Annotated in this window: 19 protein-coding genes; 8 read left to right on the top strand and 11 right to left on the bottom strand. The window is 70.2% G+C overall.

The annotated features are described in order from the left end of the window. Positions 1-488 (bottom strand): response regulator transcription factor (locus ACTJK8_RS27280; protein ID WP_440762832.1); only part of this gene is annotated, 488 nt, incomplete at its 3' end. Between the two features lie 419 nt (positions 489-907). Between ACTJK8_RS27280 and fliI the strand changes: the two genes are divergently transcribed. The 3 genes from fliI (at position 908) to ACTJK8_RS27265 (ending at position 4,027) form a co-directional block, all read left to right on the top strand. Continuing rightward, positions 908-2,260, top strand: coding sequence for a flagellar protein export ATPase FliI (fliI, locus tag ACTJK8_RS27275; RefSeq protein ID WP_012322461.1), 1,353 nt, complete (start codon positions 908-910; stop codon positions 2,258-2,260). A 149-nt stretch (positions 2,261-2,409) separates the two neighbouring features. Further along, complete coding sequence (gene fliJ, locus ACTJK8_RS27270) at positions 2,410-2,817, top strand: flagellar export protein FliJ (protein ID WP_012322462.1); 408 nt, start codon at positions 2,410-2,412, stop codon at positions 2,815-2,817. Positions 2,818-2,959: 142 nt separating this feature from the next. Then, positions 2,960-4,027, top strand: coding sequence for a lysylphosphatidylglycerol synthase domain-containing protein (locus ACTJK8_RS27265; protein WP_012322463.1), 1,068 nt, complete (start codon positions 2,960-2,962; stop codon positions 4,025-4,027). 182 nt (positions 4,028-4,209) lie between these two features. On the opposite strand, the gene flhA is transcribed toward ACTJK8_RS27265, so the two are convergent. Continuing rightward, positions 4,210-6,357: a flagellar biosynthesis protein FlhA gene (gene flhA / locus ACTJK8_RS27260; RefSeq protein ID WP_012322464.1), complete on the bottom strand. Its 2,148-nt coding sequence runs from the start codon at positions 6,355-6,357 to the stop codon at positions 4,210-4,212. A 237-nt stretch (positions 6,358-6,594) separates the two neighbouring features. Here flhA and ACTJK8_RS27255 point away from each other — a divergent pair, with 237 nt between their 5' ends. Further along, entirely contained in the window at positions 6,595-7,191 is a 597-nt protein-coding gene (locus ACTJK8_RS27255; protein ID WP_024828016.1) for a hypothetical protein, read from the top strand. Positions 7,192-7,231: 40 nt separating this feature from the next. Here the strand turns inward: ACTJK8_RS27255 and ACTJK8_RS27250 are convergent, their stop codons facing one another. Beyond that, on the bottom strand, positions 7,232-8,473 hold the full coding sequence (locus ACTJK8_RS27250) for a capsule polysaccharide transporter (protein WP_012322466.1): 1,242 nt from the start codon (positions 8,471-8,473) through the stop codon (positions 7,232-7,234). 136 nt (positions 8,474-8,609) lie between these two features. Next, positions 8,610-9,263 carry an ABC transporter ATP-binding protein gene (locus tag ACTJK8_RS27245; RefSeq protein ID WP_012322467.1) on the bottom strand — a complete coding sequence of 218 codons (654 nt, stop codon included), beginning with the start codon at positions 9,261-9,263 and terminating at the stop codon, positions 8,610-8,612. A 395-nt stretch (positions 9,264-9,658) separates the two neighbouring features. Here ACTJK8_RS27245 and ACTJK8_RS27240 point away from each other — a divergent pair, with 395 nt between their 5' ends. The 3 genes from ACTJK8_RS27240 (at position 9,659) to ACTJK8_RS27230 (ending at position 12,700) form a co-directional block, all read left to right on the top strand. Further along, positions 9,659-10,132, top strand: coding sequence for a PAS domain-containing protein (locus ACTJK8_RS27240; protein ID WP_012322468.1), 474 nt, complete (start codon positions 9,659-9,661; stop codon positions 10,130-10,132). A 55-nt stretch (positions 10,133-10,187) separates the two neighbouring features. After that, the gene (gene frc / locus ACTJK8_RS27235) at positions 10,188-11,438 is read left to right on the top strand and encodes a formyl-CoA transferase (protein WP_012322469.1); all 1,251 of its coding nucleotides are present in this window, start codon (positions 10,188-10,190) and stop codon (positions 11,436-11,438) included. A gap of 83 nt (positions 11,439-11,521) precedes the next feature. Further along, positions 11,522-12,700 (top strand): HPP family protein, encoded by a 1,179-nt coding sequence (locus ACTJK8_RS27230; protein WP_024828015.1) that lies wholly within the window; start codon positions 11,522-11,524, stop codon positions 12,698-12,700. A gap of 3 nt (positions 12,701-12,703) precedes the next feature. On the opposite strand, the gene ACTJK8_RS27225 is transcribed toward ACTJK8_RS27230, so the two are convergent. The 7 genes from ACTJK8_RS27225 to ACTJK8_RS27195 form a co-directional block, all read right to left on the bottom strand. Beyond that, positions 12,704-13,399 (bottom strand): alpha/beta hydrolase, encoded by a 696-nt coding sequence (locus tag ACTJK8_RS27225; RefSeq protein ID WP_024828014.1) that lies wholly within the window; start codon positions 13,397-13,399, stop codon positions 12,704-12,706. Positions 13,400-13,594: 195 nt separating this feature from the next. Further along, positions 13,595-15,340, bottom strand: coding sequence for an oxalyl-CoA decarboxylase (oxc, locus tag ACTJK8_RS27220; protein WP_012322472.1), 1,746 nt, complete (start codon positions 15,338-15,340; stop codon positions 13,595-13,597). Positions 15,341-15,485: 145 nt separating this feature from the next. Continuing rightward, positions 15,486-16,772 carry an oxalate/formate MFS antiporter gene (gene oxlT / locus ACTJK8_RS27215; RefSeq protein WP_012322473.1) on the bottom strand — a complete coding sequence of 429 codons (1,287 nt, stop codon included), beginning with the start codon at positions 16,770-16,772 and terminating at the stop codon, positions 15,486-15,488. A gap of 134 nt (positions 16,773-16,906) precedes the next feature. Further along, the gene (locus ACTJK8_RS27210; protein ID WP_059409167.1) at positions 16,907-18,709 is read right to left on the bottom strand and encodes a hypothetical protein; all 1,803 of its coding nucleotides are present in this window, start codon (positions 18,707-18,709) and stop codon (positions 16,907-16,909) included. A 183-nt stretch (positions 18,710-18,892) separates the two neighbouring features. Continuing rightward, entirely contained in the window at positions 18,893-19,981 is a 1,089-nt protein-coding gene (locus ACTJK8_RS27205; RefSeq protein WP_012322475.1) for a branched-chain amino acid aminotransferase, read from the bottom strand. Between the two features lie 103 nt (positions 19,982-20,084). Next, positions 20,085-21,845, bottom strand: a complete 1,761-nt coding sequence (locus tag ACTJK8_RS27200) for an ABC transporter ATP-binding protein (protein ID WP_440762831.1) — start codon at positions 21,843-21,845, stop codon at positions 20,085-20,087. 92 nt (positions 21,846-21,937) lie between these two features. Next, positions 21,938-22,471, bottom strand: coding sequence for a Spy/CpxP family protein refolding chaperone (locus tag ACTJK8_RS27195; protein WP_440762830.1), 534 nt, complete (start codon positions 22,469-22,471; stop codon positions 21,938-21,940). 156 nt (positions 22,472-22,627) lie between these two features. Between ACTJK8_RS27195 and ACTJK8_RS27190 the strand changes: the two genes are divergently transcribed. Continuing rightward, the gene (locus ACTJK8_RS27190) at positions 22,628-23,566 is read left to right on the top strand and encodes a metal ABC transporter solute-binding protein, Zn/Mn family (protein ID WP_024828008.1); all 939 of its coding nucleotides are present in this window, start codon (positions 22,628-22,630) and stop codon (positions 23,564-23,566) included. The last annotated feature ends 140 nt before the right edge of the window (positions 23,567-23,706 follow it).

Genomic DNA, 23,706 nt, shown 5'->3' with positions numbered 1-23,706 from the left:
AGCGAGAGGAGTTCCAGCATCTGGTACTCCTTGCCGGTGAGGTGCACCCGGGCGCCGCCGACCTCGACGGTCTTCTGGTCGAGGTTAACGATCAGGTCGCCGGTGGTGATGACCGACTGGGCGTGACCCTTCGAGCGGCGCACGATGGCGTGGATGCGCGCCACCAGCTCGTCCTTGTGGAACGGCTTGGTGAGGTAGTCGTCCGCGCCGAAGCCGAGGCCCTTCACCTTGTCCTCGATGCCGGCCATGCCGGACAGGATCAGGATCGGCGTCTTCACCTTCGCCACGCGCAGCGAGCGGAGCACCTCGTAGCCCGACATGTCGGGCAGGTTCAGATCGAGGAGGATGATGTCGTAGTCGTACAGCTTACCGAGATCGACACCCTCTTCCCCGAGGTCGGTGGTGTAGGTGTTGAAGTTCTCGGACTTGAGCATCAGCTCGATGCTCTGCGCGGTCGCGCTGTCGTCCTCGATCAAAAGTACCCGCATCGTCGGTCCCCAGCCCCGCCGGCCGCATCAGCGCGCAGACACGTCCCAGCCTTCGCCCGCCACCGGCCTGTGGACGGGCGCTCCGTCGCTCTTGACGTGGAACGCTATGGATTAATCGTTAACAAAACCTGATTCCTGCCCGCAAGCGTCTCGTTCGCAGTTCCGCGAGCTTGACAGGAGAAACATCGCCTCTCCGGTCACGCCCACGGTCCCGATTCCGTTCCGTCCGCGTCCAGGCCGCTCGCCCCCTTCGGCGTAAGTACTTCCTCCGCAACGATCCGATCCCCGGTGTTGTCCGTCGGACACACCGGTACGACTTCGTCGGGCGCGACCACGGCCGCGACCCGGATCGAGCCGCTACGAGCCCGTGACCCGCAGTGTTAAGGAGGCCGGTAAACGAAGCGTTGAGAGCCAGGCCGATGACACAGGATCCGGCAAGATCCGTTGCTTCCCTCGCGTCGGCGCGGGCCGCCCTGGAGCGGATCGAGGTGCTGGAGACGTTCGGGCGGGTCGTGGCGATCCGCGGCCTGCTGGTCGAGGTCGCCGGACCCGTGGCCGCGATGCGACTCGGCGGCCGGGTCGACGTCGAGGGCGCCAACGGCCACGGGCTGGTCCCGTGCGAGGTCATCGGCTTCCAGGGCGATCGGGCACTCGCGATGCCGTTCGGCTCGCTCGAGGGCGTGCGGCGCGGCTGCCCGGCCTATGTCCGCGACGAATCGGCCGGCGCGATCCGGCCCTCCGGCGCGTGGCTGGGCCGGGTGATCGACGCCCTCGGGCGGCCGGTCGACGGGCTCGGCCCCCTGGCGCAGGGGCCCGACGTCTATCCCCTGCGCGCGGATCCGCCCCCGGCCCATGCCCGCACCCGGGTCGGCGGTCCGCTCGATCTCGGCGTCCGATGCATCAACACCTTCCTGACCATGTGCGCGGGCCAGCGGATGGGCATCTTCGCCGGGTCGGGCGTCGGCAAGTCCGTGCTGCTGTCGATGCTCGCCCGCTACACGGCCGCCGACGTGGCGGTGATCGGCCTCGTGGGCGAGCGCGGCCGCGAGGTGCAGGAATTCCTCCAGGACGATCTGGGCGCCGCCGGCCTCGCGCGTTCGGTGGTCGTGGTGGCGACCTCCGACGAGCCGGCCCTGATGCGCCGGAACGCGGCCTACGTGACCCTGTCGGTCGCCGAGCACTTCCGCGATCAGGGCGCCAAGGTCCTGTGCATGATCGACTCGATCACGCGCTTCGCCATGGCCCAGCGCGATATCGGCCTCGCCGCCGGCGAGCCGCCGACCGCCAAGGGCTACACGCCGACCGTCTTCTCGGAGCTGCCGCGCCTGCTCGAGCGCGCCGGCCCCGGGGTGGGGCAGGGGACGATCTCGGCCCTGTTCACCGTCCTGGTCGAGGGCGACGACCACAACGAGCCCGTGGCGGACGCGGTGCGTGGCATCCTCGACGGCCACATCGTCATGGAGCGCGCCATCGCGGAGCGCGGGCGCTACCCGGCGATCAACGTGTTGCGCTCGGTCTCGCGCACCATGCCGCGCTCCTGCGATCCAGCCTATCTCCCGGTCGTGCGGCGCGCGCGGCGGCTGCTGTCGACCTACGCCGACATGGAGGAGCTGATCCGCCTCGGCGCCTACCGGGCCGGCTCCTCCCAGGAGGTCGACGAGGCGGTCGCGCTCATGCCGCATCTTGAGGCTTTTCTGGGGCAGGGTAAGGAAGAAGCAACGTCCATCGGCGATGGTTACGCACGGCTCTCCGAGATCGTCGGCGGGGCCTAGGCACTGTGGGCCGGGGCGTTAACGCTTCGGCGCGATCATGGTGCACGTGGGGGATTCGGGCGGGTCTGCCGTGGGCAGGCTCGCGCACAGGCTCGGTCCGGGCACGATCCCGGACGCGGCCTCAAGCGTTGCGTGGAGTGAGCGTCCTGATGAAATCGCGTGACACGCTGATCCGCCTGCGCCGCTTCCAGGTCGACGAGAAGCGCCGGCGCGTGACCCAGATCGAGATGATGATGGCCGACTTCCAGCGCATGGCGGTGGAGCTCGATCGCGAGGTCGCCGTCGAGGAGGCCCGGGCCGGCATCACCGACGTCGGTCACTTCGCCTACCCGACCTACGCCCGCGCGGCGGCGACGCGCCGGGACAACATGATTCAGTCCGCCCAGGCGCTCGAGGGCCAGCTCGCCGAGGCGAAGGCCGAACTGGGCGAGGCGTTCGAGGAGCTCAAGAAGGTCGAGATCCTGAACGATCGCGAGCGGACCGCCGAGCGCGCTGCCGAATCGGCCCGCGACCAGGCCGCCATGGACGGGATCGGCCTCAACCGCGCCCGGGGCTGACGCGGTCCGGCGGGCCGCTGACCGGCTCCCGCGGCACGAAACCGTCACGATCACCTGACAAGGGGGATCGCGGCGGTCTCATGCCGCTTGCAGCGCGTCGCGTGCCGGCGCATCAGGGGCTCTCCCCAGGGCGTCGGTGTTCATGAAGAAGATCAGCGAGTTCATCTGGCCCTTGATCGGCCTCGCGGCCGTCGTGATATCGGGCTACTTCCTCTACCAGGAATTGAAGACGACCTCGCTCTCGGCGATCTGGGCCGCGATTCTGGCGATCCCGCCGCACCGGATCCTGCTGGCGGCCCTCTCGACCCTGGTCGCCTACGCGGCACTCGCCTGGTACGACCGGATCGCCCTGCTGCATCTGGGCGTCCGCCACATCTCGTGGCTCTTCGTCTCGCTCTGCTCGTTCACGACCTACGCGCTGTCGCACAATATCGGCGCCTCGGTCTTCTCGGGCGCGCTCGTCCGCTACCGGGCCTACACGGCCAAGGGCCTGACGGCGGCGCAGGTCGCCGTGCTGGTGGCGCTCTGCTCGTTCACCTTCTTCCTCGGGACCGTCCTCCTCGGCGGCTTCACGCTGGTGGTCGATCCGCACCTGCTGACGCGGCTCGAGGGCAAGCTGCCGGGCTTCCTCACCGATTCCAAGACCGCGCTGATCGTCGGCATCGGCATGCTGGGCTTCGTCGGCCTGTACGTGATCGGCTCGATCCTGCACCTGCGCCCGCTCCACATCCGCTCGTTCAAGCTCGAGTATCCCCGGCCCGGCATCATGGGACGCCAGCTTCTGGCGGCACCGCTGGAGCTCCTGGGCGCGGCGGGCATCATCTACTTCGCTTTGCCGGAGGCGATGAATCCCGGCTTCATCCCGGTCCTGGCGATCTTCCTGGCCTCGTTCTCGGTGGCACTGGCCTCGCACGCGCCGGGCGGCCTCGGCGTGTTCGAGATCGTGTTCATCACCGCGATGCACATCACCGACGAGGCGCAGAAGGACGCGATCATCGCGGCGGTGATCATCTTCCGGATCTTCTATTTCTGGCTGCCGGCGCTGGTCTCGGTGATCGTGGTGATCGCCTTCGAGCGCTCGCGGCTGGCCGCGGCGATCGGCTCGGCCGCGCACGGGCCCAAGGCGGCCGCCGTGCCGGAGCCGCCCGTCGTCGTTCCCGGCCTCGACGCGCACGAGATGGAGCGGGAGCTCAAGCAGAAGGCGATCTGACAGGACTGGACGCCGTCTCCACGAGCGCCATCACGCCGTCACGTCGGCCCTCAAGCGTCACACCGCACACCACTCCGGATCGTCTTGCCGCGTGCGTGCGCGGTTCGCGCCGATGCCTCTGAGGGCCCACGTGGCGGCTGCGGCGGCCCCGGCAGAGCGCCGGCGCCGCGGCCGGTCGATCCTCAGATCGAGTTCACCGTCCGCAGCCGCGCCCGCGGGTGGATCTCCGCCTGGCTCATCACCGGCGTCTCGCGGCGGAAGCGCTCGATGATCGAGCGCACGAAGGGGCGCGTCTGGGCCGAGGTGACCAGCACCGGCATCTCGCCCTGGCGCGCCGCCGTCTCGAAGCGGTCGCGCACGGTGTTGACGAACTCGCTGAGCTTCGAAGGCTGCATCGCGAGGTAGCGCTCCTCGCGCTCGCCCACGATCGACTCCATGAACGCCTGCTCCCAGGCCGGCGACAGGGTGATGATCGGCAGCATGCCGTTCGGATCCTGGTACTGCGCGCAGATCTGCCGGCCCAGGCGTGCCCGGACGTGCTCGACGACGTCGCGGGGGTTCTTCACGGCGCCCGCCACCTCGGCGACCGCCTCCACGATCGCCCCGAGATCGCGGATCGAGACCCGCTCGGCGAGCAGGAACTGCAGCACGCGCTGGATGCCGGTGGTGGAGATCTGCGACGGCACGATCTCCTTGAGCAGCTCGGCGTGCTCCTTGGGCAGCTCGCGGAGCAGCTTCGAGACCTCGACGTGGTTGAGGAGCTCGGAGACGTGAGCCTTGATGACCTCGGTGAGATGCGTCGACACGACGGTGGCGGCATCGACCACGGTGTAGCCCTTGAGCTGGGCCTGGTCGCGCAGGGCCGCGTCGATCCAGGTCGCCGGCAGGCCGAAGGTCGGCTCCAGCATGTGCTGCCCGGGCAGCTGAACCTGACCGCCCATCGGGTCCATCGCCATGAACTGGCCCGGGAAGATCCGGCCGGTGCCCGCCTCGATCTCCTTGACCCGGACCACGTAGGCGTTGGCGTCGAGCTGGACGTTGTCGAGGATGCGCACCGACGGCATCACGAAGCCCAGTTCCGCGGCGAGCTGGCGGCGCAGGGCCTTGATCTGGTCGGTGAGCCGGTCCTGGCCCTCGCCGTTGACCAGGGCGAGGAGCGCGTAGCCCATCTCGAGCTTGAGGTCGTCGAGCTTCAGCAGGTCGGTGACCGTCTCCTCCTTGGCGGCGCTGGCCGCCGCGACCGCGGCCGCATCCATCGGGACGCCCTGAGCGTCCAGGGGCGGCGCCAGCTTGGCGGTCTTGTTGATGCGCCACGCCGCGTAGCCGGCCCCGCCGCCCAGCAGGACGAAGGGCAGCATCGGCATGCCGGGCAGGAGGGCGATCAGCAGCATCACCGCCGCCGACATGCCCAGCGCCTTGGGATAATGCGCGAGCTGCTTGCCGAGCGCCTTGTCGGCGGCCCCGCGCACGCCGGCCTTCGAGACCAGCAGGCCCGCCGCCGTCGACACGATCAGCGCGGGGACCTGGCTCGCCAGGCCGTCGCCGATGGTCAGCAGGGTGTAGCTCTTGGCGGCCTCGCCGAAGCTCAGGCCCTGCTGCGCCACGCCGATGATGATGCCGCCGACCACGTTGATGAAGGTGATCAGCAGGGCCGCCACCGCGTCGCCGCGCACGAATTTCGAGGCACCGTCCATGGCGCCGAAGAAGGAGGACTCCTCCTCCAGGGCCGCGCGCCGAGCCTTCGCGGCCTTCTCGTCGATCAGGCCGGCCGACAGGTCGGCGTCGATCGCCATCTGCTTGCCGGGCATCGCGTCGAGGGTGAAGCGGGCCGCGACCTCGGCGATCCGGCCCGAGCCCTTCGTGATGACCACGAAGTTCACGATGATCAGGATCGCGAACACGATGATCCCGATGACGAAGTTGCCCCCCATCACGAAGTGGCCGAAGGCCTCGATGACGTGGCCGGCCGCCGCCGTACCCTCGTGGCCGTGGCCGAGGATGAGGCGCGTCGAGGCGAGGTTCAGGGCGAGCCGCAGCATCGTGGCGATGAGCAGCAGCGTCGGGAAGACGGTGAATTCCAGCGGATTGTCGATCGACAGGCCGGTCATCATGATCAGGACCGACATGATGATCGACACGGCCAGCAGCAGGTCGAGCAGGATCGCCGGCAGCGGGAAGATGAGGACCGCCAGGATCCCCAGCACGCCGGTGGCAAAGAGGAGGTCCGACCGCTTCGACAGCGCCTGGAGGTCGCCGCGCGTCGGCAGCGTCAGCTGGCCGAGGACGGCCGCCGCCCCTGTCTGTGCCGGCGCGCTCGCCGTCTCTGCCATCGATGCCACCCGCTGCCGCTCACCCGGGACGCGACCGGGACGTACCCGGCAAGATCTGCCGACCGGATGGTTAGCGCGGCGTTAAGATGCGGCCGACGGTGACGGGAACCGGGGCCGCCGCGATCGCTTGATCGGACGGCGAGAGCGTCGATCCGGCATCCGACCGAGCCCGCGTCCGGGCCGCCCGCGCCGCCGCCACGTCTCCGGGCCCAGGCCCGCGAATCCCGGGAGAGTTCGATGGCCCTGCGCGCCCTGACCGCCCTGTTCGACGATTACGACGCCGCCGCAGGTGCGGTGGACCGGCTGGAGGCCGCCGGCATTCCCCACGCGGACATCAGCATCATCGCGAACCGCGACGAGCCCGCGGCCCCGCCGCGGGCGCCGGGGGCCGCCGTTCCCCGACCGGTGGATGCGGCCGACTCCGCCGGCACCGGCGCCACGGTCGGCACGGTGCTGGGCGGCGGCGCCGGGCTGCTCGCGGGCCTGGGTCTGCTGGCGATACCGGGACTCGGCCCGGTGGTGGCGGCGGGCTGGCTCGTCGCCACCGTGACGGGGGCGGGCGTGGGCGCCGCGGCCGGCGGCCTGATCGGCGGCCTGACGGCGGCGGGTCTCAGCGCGGACGAGGCCGAGACCTACGCCGAGGGCGTGCGCCGGGGCGGCACCCTGGTGACGGTGCGCGCCGACGAGTCCCGGGCCGAGCGCGTCCTGTCCATTCTCGACCATGCGGGGTCGATCGATCTCGACGAGCGTGCCGAGGGCTGGCGGGCGCAGGGCTGGACCGGCGGCACGATCGGCCCGGCGGCCGACGACCGGGGCACCGGGTCCGGCCGCTGATGATCTCGGACCGTCCCCGGGAAGCCCGGCCGGGCGGTGGTCAGGTCATCATCTTCCGGGCGAACATCGCGGCGCCGAACAGGACGCCCGCGCCCGCGGTGATCAGCCCGATCATCAGGAGCCGCCGCGGCTCGGTGGAGGATTCCGCCTTAACCGGCTCGACGATCGGGCTGAAGAACTCGATCTGCCGGGCCGCGATGATGCGCGCGCGCTCGTGCGCGGTCAGCACCTGCTGATAGTATTTCTCGGCGTTCTTGCGGTCGTTCTCCAGGACCTCGAACTTGGTCAACGCGTCCGAGAGCAGGCGCTTCTGCTCCGGATCCTGGCTGGCGGATTGCCGCTCGATCCGGGCGATGTTCTCGTCGATGTCCTTGATCTGCTGCTTGATGTCGATGATCCGGCGCGCGTCGGGCCCGAGGTCCCGCTGTCCGATGGCGAGCTGCAATGCGAGGTTGATTCGGGAAGCCCGCAGTTCGGCGATCATCTTGACGTTGATGTCGTTCGTCTTCTGAGCGTCGAGCACGCCCTCGCGATTGCGCAGGTCGCGGGTCGCGAGGCGGATCTTGGTCATCCGCTCCTCGGCGAGCCGCAGCTCGCGCGTGCTCTCGGCGACCGCATCCTCGCGCGACTTGACGGTGAGGTCGTTCACCTTGCGCTCAGCCTCCTTCATGACGGCCTTGGCGATGGCGAGGGATTCCTCGGGATCGAAGGCCTCGACCTCCACCGACAGGATGCCGGATCCGGACTCGACCTCGACGCCGACGCGCCGCTTCCAGTAGCGGAGGAACTTCTCGATCGGCTTCTCCGGATCGAATCGCGAGAAGTAGTCGATCGAATCGTTGCTGTACCACTGGCGCAGCGGCAGCTGCGCCTCGAGGAGCTCCAGCATCGGCCGGCTCAGGATGAACTCGCGCGTGATCAGCGTGTCCTGCGCCACCATCTGGTTCGCCATGCCGGAATTCGTGCCCCCGGTCTCCGAGGACGTCTTCTCGGCGGAGCCGAGGGCCGGCCGGATCGCGAACCGCGCCTCGGTGACGTAGCGATCCGAGGCGATCAGGCCGTAATAGACCGCGCCGGCGAGGGTCGGCAGCAGGAAGCAGACGACGAACAGGATCGGGATCCAGGGATCATTCTTGGCATCGGCCTGGTAAGACCGGATTCCCTTCTTGCGGTCGGCGAAGCGCGACATGCGCGCGATCTGCCGCAGCGACTCGCTGACAGCCTGCTGGCGGTCCGCGGGCGTGACCGGCTGCCCCTCGGCCTTCCGGATCTCCATGTTCATGGTCTGATTCCCGGCCTCCCCGGCCTCGAAGGTCGATCCGTCACCGGGATCCCGACCGCGCCGCACGCGGCGCCGCGATCGTCTCTCGCACGGCGAGGCGGCAAAAGCATGTCGTCACGGCCGGCCGCCGGCACGGTCAGGCGTTGAGGCGCCGGTACACCTCGATGGCGTCGTTCACGTCCTCGTAGATGATCGCGCGGCCGTTGAGCAGGACGAGCCCCTGCGTGCACCACTGGCGGATCGTCTCCATCGAGTGCGAGACCATGATGATGTCGGCGTTCTTCCGACGCTGCGAGAAGACCTCGTCGCAGCGCTTCGAGAACCGCGCGTCGCCGACCGAGGTGATCTCGTCGATCAGATAGCAGTCGAACGGGATCGCCATGCTCATACCGAAGGCGAGCCGCGCGCCCATGCCGGATGAGTACGTGTAGATCGGAACGTCGAGGTAGCTTCCGAGCTCAGAGAAGTCCTCGACGAAATCGAGGACCTTGCGCGGGTCCTCGCCGTAGATGCGCGCCACGAACGTGACGTTGTCGCGCCCGGTCATCTTGGGATGGAAACCGCCGGCGAAGCCGAGGGGCCACGACACTCTGAGGCCGCGGTGGATCCGGCCCCGCGTCGCGTCCTCGGTGCCGGCGATCAGCCGCATCGTGGTCGATTTTCCGGCGCCGTTGATGCCGAGGATGCCGTAGGAGACGCCCGGCTTCAGGGTGAACGACACCTGCTCCAAGATGGTCCGCCGGTGGCCCTCCGTGCGGTAGACCTTGCTGACTTTCTCGAAACGGATCACCGAAATGGTCTCCCGGGCGGCTCGCCGAACCGCCGGTACGAGCGGCCTGACGCACGATCTCCTGCTCGCCGAAAGCGGCGAATCTGAGAACAACATGAGCGCCTTGCCGAGACACGCCGACTCGGTCGGGCAGGGTGCGTCCGCTCCTCGGCCTCGCCGGAGATCTCATTCGGCCGCTTGAAGAAAAGTTCCACCTGTCACTCCCTAGGTTGACGCCATTTCCCATTTGGCATACCAAATACCAACCGACGAGGGCGGGTGACGGCCCTTCAGGGATGCGGGACCGGAAATTTACCGCCGTTCTCGCGAGTGACGTTCAGGAAGGGCCGCCCCATGACAAGGCGCCGGACTGCCGCGATTCACCTCTCATCCGCGCCGCCGACCGGGTGGCGTCCATGAGGACGACCGGGCCGACCCTGGCCGCGCCCGGTCCCTCCGAACTTGACGGTCTGGTCGAGGCCATCGGCGACGCCGTGGTTGTGTCCGATCCGGACGGCGCCATCACCGTCTGGAACCCGGCCGCCGAGCGCATCTTCGGCTTCACCGCCGCCGAGGCGCTGGGGCAGAGCCTCGACCTCATCACGCCCGAGCGGCACCGTCGCCGCCACTGGGACGGCTACGCCAAGACCATGCGCACCGGCGTCACCCGGTACGGGGCAGAGACCCTGAGGGTGCCGGCGCTCCACAAGGACGGCCACCAGCTCTCCATCGCCTTCACGGTGGGGATGGTGCGGGACGCCTCCGACCACGTGACCGGGATCGTCGCCGTGATCCGCGACGAGACCGATCGCTGGGCCGAGGAGAAGCGCCTGCGCCAGCGCGTGGCCGAACTCGAAGCTTCCTCGGATGCGAACCGCCGGGCGCCTTGATCCCGCCGGACGAGCCGAAGGTCCCGATCACCAAACCGCACAGGGAGAACGCCCAATGAGCAAGCCGCTGGAAGGCATCAAGATCATCGACTTCACGCACGTCCAGGCCGGCCCGGCCTGCACGCAGCTGCTCGCCTGGTTCGGCGCCGACGTGATCAAGGTCGAGCGTCCCGGCGCCGGCGACGTGACCCGCACCCAGCTGCGCCACGTCGAGGACGCGGACGCGCTCTACTTCACGATGCTGAACTCCAACAAGCGCTCGCTCACCCTCGACACCAAGACCCAGGCCGGCAAGGAAGTCCTCGAGAAGCTCATCCAGGACTCCGACGTCATGGTCGAGAATTTCGGCCCCGGCGCCCTCGACCGGATGGGCTTCTCCTGGGCCCGCATCCAGGAGCTGAACCCGGGCATGATCCTCGCCTCGGTTAAGGGTTTCTCGGACGGTCACCACTACGAGGACCTGAAGGTCTACGAGAACGTCGCCCAGTGCGCGGGCGGTGCCGCCTCGACCACGGGCTTCTGGGACGGGCCGCCCACCGTCAGCGCCGCCGCGCTCGGCGACTCCAACACCGGCATGCACCTCGCCATCGGCATCCTCACGGCGCTCCACCAGAAGAATAAGACCGGCAAGGGCCAGAAGGTCGCCGTGTCGATGCAGGACTCGGTGATCAACCTCTGCCGCGTGAAGCTGCGCGATCAGCAGCGCCTCGACGCCCTCGGCTACCTCGAGGAGTACCCGCAGTACCCCCACGGCGAGTTCTCCGACGTGGTGCCGCGCGGCGGCAACGCGGGCGGCGGCGGACAGCCGGGCTGGGTGCTGAAGTGCAAGGGCTGGGAGACCGACCCGAACGCCTACATCTACTTCACCATCCAGGGCCACGCCTGGGCGCCGATCTGCAAGGCGCTCGGCAAGGAGGAGTGGATCACCGATCCGGGCTACAACACCCCGCGGGCCCGCCAGGATAAGATCTTCGACATCTTCAAGACGATCGAGGAGTGGCTCGCCGACAAGACCAAGTTCGAGGCGGTCGACATCCTGCGCACCTACGACATCCCCTGCGCGCCGGTGCTGTCGATGAAGGAGATCGCCGAGGACAAGTCCCTGCGCGAGAGCGGCACCGTCGTCGAGGTGGCGCACCCGAAGCTCGGCAAGTACCTGACCGTCGGAAGCCCGATCAAGTTCTCCGACATGAAAGTCGAGGTGAAGGCGTCGCCACTGCTGGGCGAGCACACCGATGAGGTGCTCGCAGACCTGGGTTACACGCCGGAGCAGATCCGGGCGATGCACGAGGCCCGCGCGGTCTGATAGAGACCGCCCGACCTCAGCGTTCCTGAGACAGGACGGCGCTCCCCCGGCGCCGTCCTTTGCATGTGCGAGCCCCGGATCCGATGCGCGCATTCCTCAGCCGTTTCCTGCCGGAGCTGACCCCGGTCAGCAAGCGCGAGCGCCTGCGCTCCGCGGCCGGTGCCCTCGTGGGCATCCTGACGACCGGTTTCGTCTGTCGGGTCTCCGTCCCGGCCGAGGCGCTGCCGGTGCTGATCGCCCCGATGGGGGCCTCGGCGGTGCTGCTCTTCGCCGTGCCAGCGAGCCCCCTGGCGCAGCCCTGGTCGATCCTCGGCGGCAACACCGTGGCGGCGCTCGTGGGCGTCACGGCGGCGGCCTGGATCGGCGACCCGTTCGTGGCCGCGTCCTGCGCCATCGGCGTGGCGATCGCGCTGATGATGGCCCTGCGCTGCCTGCACCCGCCGAGCGGGGCCGTGGCGCTGACGGCGGTCCTCGGCGGCCCGGCGATCCGGGAGCTGGGCTACGGCTTCGTGCTGTGGCCGGTGGCGGCCAACTCGCTGCTCCTGCTGACAACCGCCCTGCTGTTCAACAACCTGACCGGGCGCGCCTACCCGCACCTGCGACCCGCCGGGCCGCGAACGGCCGATCCGCCCTCCGGCGCCCGCGTGGGCTTCCGGGCCTCGGACCTCGATGCCGCGCTGGAGGATTTCGACCAGCTTCTCGACGTCGACCGGAGCGACCTGGAGCAGATCCTGCGGCGCGTGCAGATGCGGGTCTACGGCCGCCGCTCGGGGCCGATCACCTGCGCGGCGATCATGTCGCGCGACGTGATCGCGGTGGCGCCGGACGCGCCGCTGTCCGAGGCCATGCGGCTGCTGCGCCGTCACCGGATCAAGGCGCTCCCGGTCACCGACGAGGGCGCGCGCGTCCTCGGCATCGTCACGCAGACCGATCTGCTCGACAAGGCCGCCTGGGACCGGAACGGGCCGCGTCTCGGCCTCGGCCGCCGCCTGCGCCTCACCGCCGAGCGCGGCCGCGCCCCTCACGGCTGCGCGGCCGACATCATGAGCGCCGTCGAGCCGGTCGGTCCCGACACGCCCGTGGCCGCGCTGGTGCCGCGGATGTCGGAGGCGGGGCTTCACCACCTGCCGGTGGTCGACACCGACGGCCGCCTGGTCGGGATCGTCTCGCAGACGGACCTGATCCCGGCGCTCCTGTCCGAGACCGACGCGCGCGAGGCACCGGTCCGCGCCCGCGCGCCGGCGCGGGCCGCCCTGGCCTGAGCCTCAGGGGCGTTCGGCCGGGTCCGCCAGGAAGAACGCGACGGCCTGCGCCACCACGGCCGGCTGGTGGGCGTGCGGGCCGTCATACTCGACGAAGGTCACCGGATAGCCGGCCTCGCGCAGGGCCGGCACGTGGACCCGGGCGCTCCGGTCGATCGGGATCTGCTCGTCCTGCGTCCCGTGAGACAGGAAGATGCGCGGCGCCCCGACCTGCAGGTGAACCGACAGGAACCCGGCCGACGAGACGATCAGGTGGCGCGCCACGTCGCCGTTGGCGAGCCCCAGGGAGAGCGTATAGCTGCCGCCGTCCGAGTGGCCCGCGAAGCAGAGCCGCTGCGGATCGAGCAGGAACCGGTCGGCGACGTGATCCAGCGCCGCCGCGACCCGCTCCCGGTCCGGCCCGTGACCGGCGATGACGAGGTCCCACGTCGGAAACAGGGATTGCGGCACGAGGAGCAGGAAGCGCTCGGTCCGGGCATGCGCCTCCAGCATCGGCAGGATCCGCTCGGCGCTGCCGCCGCCGCCGTGGAACAGCACCACGAGCGGGCAGGGGCGGCGCGGATCGAGACCCTCGGGAACCACCAGCACCGCGTCGCGCTCGGCGAAGAGGCCGAGATCGTGCCGGCCTGGGGGAAGAGGCTCCTCAGTCGGGAGACGGTGTCGGAAGTGCAGGCGGCCGGCGAGGTCGGGATCGATCATCGCGGGGACTCGTCGGATCGGTGTCTGGGATCGCGCGACGTAGCTTGCCGCCGCGAAGGCCTGCCCCTCCCACAGGGGCGAGGGGACCTGCGGATCGGCCTGAGAGGATGCCGCTCATTCACGAACGGCCGGACCGCTGAGCGATCCGGCCGGTCTGTCGATGTCAGGGGACCGGGCTGAGGACGCCCGCGGCCCTCACTTCTTCTTCTTGATCCCGCTCTGGGGGTTGAGGCTGCCGATGTTGCCGCTCTCGCTGCCGGCGGCCGGGTCGATGACGGCGTTGACCAGGGCTGGGCGGCCCGAGTTCATCGCCTCGTTGACCGCGCGGGTCAGCTCGTCCGGCGTGGTGACGTGGTAGCCGACGCCGCCGAAGGCCTCGATCATCCGGTCGTAGCGGGAATCCGGCACGAACACCGTGGTGGCCGGATCGCGACCGGTCGGGTCGGTGTCGGTGCCGCGGTAGATGCCGTTGTTGTTGAACACCACGATGCAGACCGGCAGGCCGTACCGGCAGATCGTCTCGACCTCCATGCCGGAGAAGCCGAAGGCGCTGTCACCTTCCACGCAGAGGACCGGCTTGCCGGTCTCGACCGCGGCCGCGACGGCGAAGCCCATGCCGATGCCCATGATGCCCCAGGTGCCGACGTCCAGGCGCTTGCGCGGCTGGTACATGTCGATGATGCCGCGGGCGAGGTCGAGGGTGTTGGCGCCCTCGTTGACCAGGATCGCGTCCGGCCGCTCCTTGATGATGGTGCGGAGCGCCCCGAGCGCGGCGTGGAAATTCATGGGCGAGGCGTTGCTCATGAGCTTCGGCGCCATCTTGGCGATGTTCGCCTCGCGCTTGGTCTTGAGCGTCTCGATCCAGTCGGACGGGGGCTGCTGCCAGCCCTGGCCCATGCCGTCGAGCAGTGCCTGGACGCAGGAGGCGATGTCGCCGACCACCGGAGCGACGATCTCGACGTTCGAGTCCATCTCGCGGGGCTCGATGTCGATCTGGATGAACTTGGTCGAGCCCGGCTCGCCCCAGCTCTTGCCCTTGCCGTGCGACAGCAGCCAGTTCAGCCGGGCGCCGATCAGCAGCACCACGTCCGAGTCCTTCAGCGCCGTCGAGCGCGCCGCGCCGGCCGAGAGCGGGTGGGTGTCGGGCAGGAGGCCCTTGGCCATGCTCATCGGAACGTAGGGGATGCCGCTCGTCTCCACGAGGGCGCGGATCGCCTCGTCGGCCTGGGCGTAGGCGGCGCCCTTGCCGAGCACGATCAGCGGCCGCTTGGCGGATTTCAGGACCTCGAGCGCCCGGGCGATCGCCTCGGGAGCGGGGTGCTGGGCCGGGGCCGGGTCGATCACCTTGACCAGCGACTTCTGGCCGGCCTCGGCGTCCATCACCTGGGAGAACAGCTTGGCGGGCAGGTCGAGGTAGACGCCGCCCGGCCGGCCCGAGCAGGCCGCGCGGATCGCGCGGGCGACGCCGATGCCGATATCGGCGGCGTGCAGGACGCGGAAGGCCGCCTTGCACAGGGGCTTGGCGATGGCGAGCTGGTCCATCTCCTCGTAGTCGCCCTGCTGCAGGTCGACGATCTCGCGCTCGGAGGAGCCCGAGATCAGGATCATCGGGAAGCAGTTGGTGGTGGCGTTGGCGAGGGCGGTCAGGCCGTTGAGGAAGCCCGGTGCCGAGACGGTGAGGCAGATGCCCGGCTTCTGGGTGAGGAAGCCCGCGATCGCCGCGGCGTTACCGGCGTGCTGCTCGTGGCGGAACGAGATGACCCGCATCCCCTCGGCCTGGGCCATGCGGCCGAGATCGGTGATCGGGATGCCCGGGACACCGTAGATGGTGTCGATGCCGTTGAGCTTGAGCGCGTCGATGACGAGGTGGAAGCCGTCGGTCAGATCGGGCTCGGCCTCGACCTCGGGGGCGGTGTGGACGATCTTGGCGACTGCGGTCATCACGGTTTCTCCCGGAAGATCGGTTTGGACGGGCGGCGCTCGGCGCCGGCTGGCTGGGGATCCCCCGCGCTCCCGAAGACGGGGCGGGCGGGAGATCCGGGAAGGTTGGGCGTCGCTTCCGCGACGCCGTGGGGTGGGAGGCCGGTCAGGCCGCCCGGATCGGCTGGGCGCCGAGCGCCGCGGGCTGGTCTTCCGAGGCGAGGTAGCGGGCCCGCATCGGGCGCAGGACGAACATCGCCAGCGCCGCCGCCGTCACGTTGAGGACGATGATCAGCGTGAACACCGCCGACCAGCCGTAGGCCGCCGAAAGGATGCTGGCGAAGGGGACGAGGAAGGCCGCGGTGCCCTTGGCGGTGTAGAGCAGGCCGGCATTGCTCGCCGCGTACTTGGAGCCGAACGTGTCGCCGCAGGTCGCCGGGAACAGCGAGTAGATCTCGCCGAACACCCCGAAATACACCGCGGTGGCCAGGACGAAGACCATCGGGATGTGGCCGTAGGTCAGCAGCACGATCACGGCCAGCGCCGCCGTCGAAAAGGCGATGAACATCGTGTTCTCGCGGCCGATATGGTCGGAGACGTAGCCGAAGAACGGCCGGCCGAACCCGTCGAAGACCCGGTCGAGCGAGATCGCCAGCGTCAGCGCCGCCATCTGCAGGCCGAACAGGCTCACCGGGACGCCGGCCACCTGGAAGTCGTGGGCGATCGGGGCGATCTGCGCCGCCGCCATCAGGCCACCGGAGGCGACCATCACGAACATCACGTACATCACCCAGAAGACCGGGGTGCGCACCGCCTCGCGCGGGCTGCGGTCGACCTTGGTCTGCGGCAGGCGCGTCTTCTTGCGCTGGACCGGCGTGTTGGTCGACGGCTTGCGCAGCAGGAAGGCGAGGGCGAGGACCACGGCGCCCTGGCCGATGCCGAAATACAGGAATGCGTCCTGGTAGCCGCTGGACGCGATCATGCGGGCGATCGGCACCACCGTGATGGCGGCACCCGCGCCGAAGCCGGCCGCGGTGGCACCGGCGGCGAGGCCGCGGCGATCCGGGAACCACTTGAGCGCGTTGCCCACACAGGTGCCGTAGACCGAGCCCGCTCCGATGCCGGCGATGACGGCGCCGAGATAGAGCATCGCCAGGCTGTCGGCGTACGCGTTGATGGTCCAGGCGAGGGCGATCATCACGCCGCCGAAGGCGACCACGATCTTCGGACCGTAGCGGTCGACGAACCAAGCCTCGACCGGAACCAGCCAGGTCTCGGTGGCGACGAACAGCGTGAATGCGAGCTGGATCGCCGCGCGGCCCCAGTGGTAACGCTGATCGATCGGGTCCACGAACAGTGTCCAACCGTATTGGAGGTTGGCGATCATGGCCATGCAGATCACGCCGAAGGCGAGCTGCCACCATTTCGCCGACGGCGAATCCTGGCGTTCCATCCCTGAGCCTCTCTCTTGGGCGGCGCGGCCTTGCTGTGGCGGCGTCTCTGGTGCACCGACGATCATGCACATCCGTTCTAGGTATGCAATATACCAGCGTGAGACGGACCGGATGAACTGTCAGGGCGGCGATATTATTCCGTTTGCCCCGCTGCAGGAATCGGGCCCCACGCGCCGAGCGTCGGCGCGTCAGCCGGGTGCAGCGTCTCCTCCAGGGTAGGGATGGAACTTGGATCGGCCGGAAAGCCGATGGCCGCACAGGCGGCCTCCCAGTCCGGGCCCGCCTTCACCGCCGCCAGGGTGTCCCGATCCAGCGCGGTGATCCGACCTCGGTCGAGGCGCAGGATCGCCCGCCCGGTCTCGGCCTGAACGAATCGGACGGTGGCCATCCGGCGCAGGCATTCCCGTAGGAAGGTGGTGTTGGCGGCTGCAGAGAGGTCGGCGCCCTTGAACACCGCCTCGGGGCCGCGGGCGAAGATGTCGACCTTCCGGAAGCGGTCGATGTCGATCAACCCCTTCACGTCGAGGATGTTGAGGATCCCGTCCGCCCAGAACGCGATGGTGCGCGGGCGCTCGCCCAGCGGCACGCTGTTGTCGAGGAACTCGCAGACCACCTGCTTGTCGCGTGCGAGCGCCCAGTTGAAGAACAGGCGCGGCATCCCGGTATAGGCCTCGACGTTGTGGGCCAGCAGGTCCTCCACGGCCTTGTAGCGGCCGAACAGCTCGCCGCGCTTCCAGGCGCGCTCCACGGTATCGGCCGGGGGCGTGACCATGAACTGCATGTAGACCCGATCGCCGAACCGAGTGAGCAGCTGGCCGCCACCGTCCGAGCCGGCCTCGGCCTGGAAGCTGTCGAACCGGAACCGGTCGATCAGCAGGTTCGAGATCCGCCGCTCCGCCGCCTTGCGGGTGACGTAGCGGTCGAGCTTCATATCGATGATCTCGACCTCGTAGCCGGTCAGCGTCCCGGCGTAGCGGGAGGCTTCGCCCAGGCTGTCGTAGTCGAGGAGGTACTTGCGCCAGACATCGGGGGTGATCACCGCGAAATCCGACCACGCCATGCCCAGGCGCCTGGCGAGGCCGAGCTGGTAGGGGCGGATCGTGCTCTTCCCGGACGCCGAGGCACCCTTCACGTTCATCACCACCGGATGATCCTGGGGCGCCAGCCGCCGGTAGCGCTGCGCCTCCACGACCGCGTCGATCCAGGGCTCGATCTGCTCGCCGATGCGCCGGCTGCCGTAGCCGTTCGAGACCAGCGTCCCCGCGATGGTCCGCAGCAGGGCCGCGTCGCGGATGACCGTGTTCTGCCGGGCGATCAGGCCGGCCACGACGGCACGCAGAGCCTCGCAGGCGGCGATCTCCAGGGCGTCGCCGGCTTCGGCGGCGCGCCGCTGCCAGGTCTCCAGATGGCGCAGGGCGCGGGTCGCGAGATCCTCGCGCGGGGCCTCGAGCGCCGGAGGGCGGCGTCCGAGGAGGCGGTCGAGCCAGCGCGGCTCCGGCGGCGGGGGAGGCCGGTCGTCCAGGATGGCGGCGACCTCGCGGGCGAGCACCGCGTCGGCCTCGGCGCGGATCCCCGCGAGGGCGGTCTCGATCTCGCCGAGGCGCGGCTCGATCCCCTCGCGCAGGATCGTGGTGACGATGGCGCGGAAGTTCACGCCGAGATCGGCGTAGACCGCGCCGACCGGCACGGACAGGTCCGACATGACCCGGATCAGGACTTCGTGGACGACGAGGCGGCCGGCTCGGAACCGGGTGAGCTGGCGGGCGGGCAGCCCGCAGAGGTCGCTCAGATCCAGGGCGTCGCGGAGCGGCGTCTCGACGTGCTCTGGCCGGTAGACGGTGACCAGCGGCACGAACGCGGACGGCAGATCGGACCGGACGCCCGGATTCCAGGGGCCGATCGCTGCCTCGGGGGAGCGGACCGCCGCGTCCGTCACGCGCGCGGCCGCCGTATCCTGAGGCGGACGCTCCGGTCGGCCGGCCGCGGGCCGCGGGGCCGCACGGCGGTCCCGGAGGCGTCCGGGACCTCAGGATAGGAGCTGGACAGGCGCCCTCCGGGTCCGAGCGGTGAACCCGGCCGTCCCGACGATGAACGCACCGCCGCGGACGGGAGACGGCTCCTAGAAGATCTTCTGGAACCAGCCATGGGCGTCATTGGAATTGCCCCGCTGGATGTCCACCAGCAGGCTCCGCAGCCGCTGGGCCACCGGGCCGGCCTTGCCGTTCCCGATCGTGAAGCTCTCCTCCCGGCCCTTCACGGTGCCGATCGGCGTGATCACCGCGGCGGTGCCGCAGGCGAAGGCCTCGGTGAGGCGTCCCTCCCGCACGTCGGCGCGCCACGCGTCGATCGTGTAGGGCTCCTCCTTGACCGTCAGGCCGGCCTCCCGGGCCAGGGTGATCACCGAGTCGCGGGTGATGCCAGGCAGGATGCTGTCCGAGAGCGGCGGCGTCACCAGCGTGCCGTCCTCGAAGACGAAGAACACGTTCATGCCGCCGAGTTCCTCGACGAACCGGCGCTCGGCCGCGTCTAGGAACACCACCTGCTCGCAGCCCTGGGACGCCGCTTCCGACTGCGCCGCGAGGCTCGCGGCGTAGTTGCCGCCGCACTTGGCCGCGCCCGTTCCCCCCGGGGCCGCGCGGGTGAAGTGCTCCGAGATCCACACCGTGACCGTCCCGGTCGGATCCTTGAAGTAGGAGCCCACCGCCGAGGCGATCGTCACGAACAGGTATTCCGAGGCCGGCTTGACCCCGAGAAAAGCCTCGCTGGCGATCATGAACGGGCGCAGGTAGAGGCTGCCGTCCGGCGTGTCGGGGATCCAGGCGCGGTCGATCTCGACGAGCTTGCGCATCGCCTCCACGAAGGCGTCCTCGGGGAACGGCGCCATCGCCATGCGCTCGGCCGAGCGGCGGAACCGCAGGGCGTTCGCCTCGGGTCGAAACAGGGCCGCGCCGCCGTCAGCGGTGCGGTAGGCCTTGAGGCCTTCGAAGATCTCCTGCGCGTAGTGCAGCACCGCGGCGGCGGGGTCGAGCGGGATGGCCTCGCGGGCCTGGATCCGCGCGTCGTGCCAGCCGCGGCCGGCCGTGTACCGCGCCACCACCATGTGGTCTGTGAACACCTTGCCGAAGCCTGGATTCGCCATCAGTGCGGCCCGCTCCTCGGCGGTCCGCGGCGCGGGATGACTTTGGATCTCGAACGTCAGGTCGCTCACGGTGTGGTCCTCATCGACTGAGGCCCTTATGGCGCGCTCCGGCGCGCGAATCTACGGAGCCGGCGCATGACGGCGTCGCCGCACATGCGAGTCACCCTGCGTGTCACTCCGCGGTCGCCGGTTCCGACAGCTGCAACCGGTAGAGGCGCGCGTAGGGGCCGCCGGCCGCGAGCAGGTCGTCGTGCCGCCCGATCTCGATCACGCGGCCGGCGTCCATCACGGCGATCTGATCGGCCTCGCGCACCGTCGAGAGCCGGTGGGCGATCACCAGGGTGGTCCGGCCGCGCATCAGCCGGGTCAGCGCCTCCTGGACGAGGCGCTCCGATTCGGAATCGAGGGCCGAGGTCGCCTCGTCGAGGAGCAGGATCGGCGCGTCCTTGAGGAAGGCGCGGGCGAGGGCCACCCGCTGCCGCTCGCCGCCGGAGAGCCGCCCGCCGCCCGATCCGACCCGGAAGTCGTAACCCTCCGGCAGGGCCGTGACGAAGGTGTGGGCCGCGGCGGCCGCGGCCGCCGCCTCGATCTCCGCGCGCGTCGCTCCGGGCCGGCCGAAGCCGATATTGGCGGCGATCGTGTCGTCGAAGAGCACGACCTCCTGCGACACCACCGCGACCGCGGCGCGCAGCGAGGCCAGCGTGACGGTCCGCACGTCCTGGCCGTCGATGGTCACCGCGCCGCCGGTGACGTCGTAGAGGCGCGGAACGAGGTTGAGCAGCGAGGACTTCCCGGAGCCCGAGCGCCCGACCAGCGCCGTCACGGAGCCGGCGGGAACCGCGAGGTCGATGCCCTCCAGCGCCGGCGCGTCCGGCCGGTAGCGGAAATGCACGTCCGCGAACCGGATGCCGCCGCCCGCGATCGCCAGCGGCCGGGCGTCCGGCGCCTCGCGGATCGTGGGAACCTCGTCCATCACGTCGAAGTAGCGCCGCAGCGCGGCCGCGGCCTCCTGCAGGATGGCGTTGAGGTTGCCGAGCGCCCGGGCCGGCTGCGCCGCGAGCAGCAGCGCCGCCACGTAGCCGGTGAAGTCGCCGACCGTCTTCTCCCCGGCCAGCACGCGCTGTCCGACCAGCACCAGCACGCCCGCCACCGCGATGCCGCCGCCGATCTCCAGCAGCGGGTCGAGGCGGCCGCGGGCGTTGGCGGCCTTCATCTTGAGGCGGCGCACCTCGTCGAGGGCGGCGGCGGCGCGGCCCTTGAGGTAGCTCTCCATGGCGAAGGTCTTGGCGACCCGGGCCCCCTGCAGGCTCTCGGAGATCAGGCTGGCGGTGGCGCCCATCTGCTCCTGGGTCGAGGTCGAGACCCGCCGCAGCTTCCGGCCGATCCGCCCGATCGGCCCGGCGACGAACGGGACCGTGACACCGGCCACCAGGGTCAGCACAGGATCCATCCAGATCAGCGCGGCCACGAGCCCGATCAGCATCGCGATGTCGCGGAGAAGGACCGTCGAGATGCGGGTCAGCGCCTCCTTGATGAAGGCGAAGTCGGTGGTGAAGCGCTGGGTCAGCGCCGCTGGGCTCTCGCGGCCGAGCTGGGCGAGGTCCGAGTCGATCAGGTGGCCGTAGAGCGCGGACTGCATGTCGGCCTCGACCCGGGTCACCACGCGGTTGGTCAGAATCGTCTGGCCGTAGAGGGCGAAGCCGCGCGTGGCCGTGACCACGATCACCACCAGCGGTCCGTACGCGATGGCGGCGGCGTCCTTGCGGTCGAAGGCGTCGAAGGCGGCCTTGATCAGCGCGGGGTAGAGCCCCGTCGAGGCGCCCACCAGCGCGATGAGCACCAGCACCACCGCCAGGGTGGCCCGGTGCGGGGACAGCCAGGTGCGCCAGAGCCGGGCGAGGAGGGGAGCCGTGTCGCCGGGAAGGCGCGCCATGAGACCTACCGGGTCGGATCAGTGCCGCCCCCGGTCAGGATGCGCGGCGGCAGCGGTTTGCCGCCGCCGCCGCCGCGGATCAAGGCTTTTGCTCAGCGGTCTTCGCCGCGCGGCCCGCGATCGTCGTCGTGCTCGCGCTGCCAGCCGCCCCGCATGCCGTGGCCGCCCATCGGGCCCATCGGCCGGGCGAGGATCGGGGCGCGCCGCTTCTGATCGGGGTCGAGGCTGGCGTAGAGCGGCTGCGACGCGTCGGCGAGCTTGCGCAGGGCGTCGCCCCGCGCGCTCGCCGCGTCCGCCATCGCCCGCAGCGCCGCCGGGGCGTCGTCGCTGAATTTCGGCCGGTCGCGCATCGCCGCGCGGCGCTGCTGGCGCAGCTTGGCCATGTCGCGGATCGCCGCCTCGACCGGCGGCCAGAGCTTCTCCTGGTCGGGCGTCAGCTTCAGGCCCGCATGCAGGGCGGCGATGCGGGCATCCGTGAAGGCCGCGCGGTCCTCGGGCGTCAGCGCGCTCCAGCGCCCGTGCCCGCGGAATCCGCCGGGCCCGTGATCGTGCGCGAAGGCCGCGCCGGCGAGCCCCAGGCCGAGGGCGCCGCTGATGAGAATGGCCGCTCTCATACGTCGGGACATGGACATCTCCGTCTTACGCTCGGGACGTCGTCGCGGCCCGCGGCGGCGCCCAACGCCGCGCATGAGGCACCGACCGTGTATCCCGCTTGTGTATGTAACAATGTTACATTAGTGGCAGGCGCGACGGGGAATCGGGCAGGTGGAGCGGTGCGGCGCGTGGCGAGAACATTCCGGATCACGGCGCTCGCGATCCTGTCCCTGTGGTTCGGGTCGGCGGGGCCGGCCTCGGCTGCCGGGCAGGACGGGCCGGTCCGGGCGGTGGCGACGTTCTCGATCCTCGGCGACCTCGTCCGGCAGGTCGGTGGATCGCACGTGACGGTGGCGACGCTGGTCGGGCCGGACTCCGATGCCCACGGCCTGAGCCCGTCCCCGGCCGACGCGCGCAAGCTCGCCGAAGCCGACATCGTGTTCGTCAACGGCCTCGGGCTGGAGGGCTGGTTCGACCGGCTGATCCGAGCTTCCGGAACGCGCGCCCCCGTCGTGGTGGCCTCCGCGGGCGTGAAGCCGATCCCCGCGCAGGACGAGCACGCCCACGGCGACGGCGACCACGGGCACGGCGACCACGCCGTGGACCCGCATGCCTGGCAGGATGTCGCCAACGTGCGGATCTACGTGGCGAACATCCGGGACGGCCTCGCCAAGGTCGATCCGGCCCATGCCGACGCCTATCGGGCGGCGGCGGCCGCCTATCTCGCCGAGCTCGACGCGCTGGAGCGGGACGTGCGGGCGGCGATCGCCCGCATTCCGCCGGAGCGGCGGCGGATCATCACGACCCACGACGCCTTCGGCTACTTCGCGGCGGCCTACGGCCTGCGCTTCATCGCGCCGCAGGGCGTGTCGACGGACAGCGAGGCGAGTCCGCGGGACGTGGCGGCGATCATCCGCCAGATCCGGAAGGAGCGCGTGCCGGCGGTGTTCCTCGAGAACATCAGCGACCCGCGCCAGATGCAGCAGATCGCCCGCGAGAGCGGCGCCCGCGTCGGCGGCAAGGTCTATTCCGACGCGCTCTCGGCGCCGGGCGGTCCGGCCGCGACCTATCTCGATCTGATGCGGTCGAACCTCAAGGCGTTCGACGCGGCGCTGATGCCGGGCTAGCCCCGCCGCGGAGAAGGCCCGCCGCCGCCGTTCGCCTTGGCGGCGTCGGACATGACATAGCGTAAACCGCCGGTTAAGAGGCCCCCACTAGCCTTACGAAACGGGTGCCAGCCGATCCTCGTACGCGAGGGCTCAAGGCC

Source organism: Methylobacterium sp. 22177 (assembly GCF_052045615.1).
GTDB classification, from domain to species: Bacteria; Pseudomonadota; Alphaproteobacteria; order Rhizobiales; family Beijerinckiaceae; genus Methylobacterium; species Methylobacterium radiotolerans.
This window is presented reverse-complemented; position numbering and strand designations above follow the sequence as displayed.

What these genes read in the sequence shown, in the direction of transcription:
- fliI (WP_012322461.1), top strand. Translation starts at nt 908, where the DNA reads ATGACACAGGATCCGGCAAGATCCGTTGCTTCCCTCGCGTCGGCGCGG.
- fliJ (WP_012322462.1), top strand. Translation starts at nt 2,410, where the DNA reads ATGAAATCGCGTGACACGCTGATCCGCCTGCGCCGCTTCCAGGTCGAC.
- ACTJK8_RS27265 (WP_012322463.1), top strand. Translation starts at nt 2,960, where the DNA reads ATGAAGAAGATCAGCGAGTTCATCTGGCCCTTGATCGGCCTCGCGGCC.
- flhA (WP_012322464.1), bottom strand. Translation starts at nt 6,357, where the DNA reads ATGGCAGAGACGGCGAGCGCGCCGGCACAGACAGGGGCGGCGGCCGTC.
- ACTJK8_RS27255 (WP_024828016.1), top strand. Translation starts at nt 6,595, where the DNA reads ATGGCCCTGCGCGCCCTGACCGCCCTGTTCGACGATTACGACGCCGCC.
- ACTJK8_RS27250 (WP_012322466.1), bottom strand. Translation starts at nt 8,473, where the DNA reads ATGAACATGGAGATCCGGAAGGCCGAGGGGCAGCCGGTCACGCCCGCG.
- ACTJK8_RS27240 (WP_012322468.1), top strand. Translation starts at nt 9,659, where the DNA reads ATGAGGACGACCGGGCCGACCCTGGCCGCGCCCGGTCCCTCCGAACTT.
- frc (WP_012322469.1), top strand. Translation starts at nt 10,188, where the DNA reads ATGAGCAAGCCGCTGGAAGGCATCAAGATCATCGACTTCACGCACGTC.
- ACTJK8_RS27230 (WP_024828015.1), top strand. Translation starts at nt 11,522, where the DNA reads ATGCGCGCATTCCTCAGCCGTTTCCTGCCGGAGCTGACCCCGGTCAGC.
- ACTJK8_RS27225 (WP_024828014.1), bottom strand. Translation starts at nt 13,399, where the DNA reads ATGATCGATCCCGACCTCGCCGGCCGCCTGCACTTCCGACACCGTCTC.
- oxc (WP_012322472.1), bottom strand. Translation starts at nt 15,340, where the DNA reads ATGACCGCAGTCGCCAAGATCGTCCACACCGCCCCCGAGGTCGAGGCC.
- oxlT (WP_012322473.1), bottom strand. Translation starts at nt 16,772, where the DNA reads ATGGAACGCCAGGATTCGCCGTCGGCGAAATGGTGGCAGCTCGCCTTC.
- ACTJK8_RS27200 (WP_440762831.1), bottom strand. Translation starts at nt 21,845, where the DNA reads ATGGCGCGCCTTCCCGGCGACACGGCTCCCCTCCTCGCCCGGCTCTGG.
- ACTJK8_RS27195 (WP_440762830.1), bottom strand. Translation starts at nt 22,471, where the DNA reads ATGTCCCGACGTATGAGAGCGGCCATTCTCATCAGCGGCGCCCTCGGC.